This window comes from Porphyromonas uenonis 60-3, assembly GCF_000174775.1.
Lineage (GTDB): Bacteria > Bacteroidota > Bacteroidia > Bacteroidales > Porphyromonadaceae > Porphyromonas > Porphyromonas uenonis_A.
Genome location: NZ_ACLR01000093.1, coordinates 1 through 565 on the forward strand (window position 1 = coordinate 1; position 565 = coordinate 565).

The following is a 565-nucleotide window of genomic DNA, read 5'->3' on the forward strand; positions in this document are numbered from 1 at the left end:
GAACCAATGTCCTCTCCTGAAATAGTACACAGTCGGGAAGCCAACCCCAACAACAATGAAACAAGAAAAAAGTAACCGAGGACGAAAGGGATATCCCCTAGATTTCAAGTGGAGAGTCATCGATGACCTCCTAGCCACAGGCGAGAGCATCGCCACCACCAGCCAGCGCTACGGCATCACCACACGCACCATTCGAAATTGGTTGCGTACCTTTGGTGTAGAGTTACCCAACCAAAGCACTATGAGCAAGACAAACAAGAACAAAGACGTAGATCCAGAGTACGCAGAACTCAAGCGTGAAAACGCTCGCCTCAAAGCAGCCCTCTTCCAGGCTGAGAGCAAGGCCTTGGTCAACAAAACACTACTCGAAGTGGTCTTGAATCGCTACCACATTGATCTAAAAAAAAAGACCGATTTGTAGCCGTGAGACAGCTTGAACAGGCCAAAGTGAGAGATCAAAAGCTCTCCATAACCTACCTTTGTCAGCAGCTAGAAGTCAGCCGCAAAGGCTACTACAAGCACACCTTCACCGAGCAAGACGAAGATGTCAAAGTAGCCTCCGTCC

1 protein-coding gene is annotated in these 565 nt (G+C 48.8%); it reads left to right on the forward strand.

Translation table 11 applies throughout. The features are described 5' to 3' along the window. Nucleotides 1-55: 55 nt before the first annotated feature. Nucleotides 56-421, forward strand: a complete 366-nt coding sequence (locus tag PORUE0001_RS02640) for a transposase (protein ID WP_007364921.1) — start codon at nucleotides 56-58, stop codon at nucleotides 419-421. The last annotated feature ends 144 nt before the right edge of the window (nucleotides 422-565 follow it).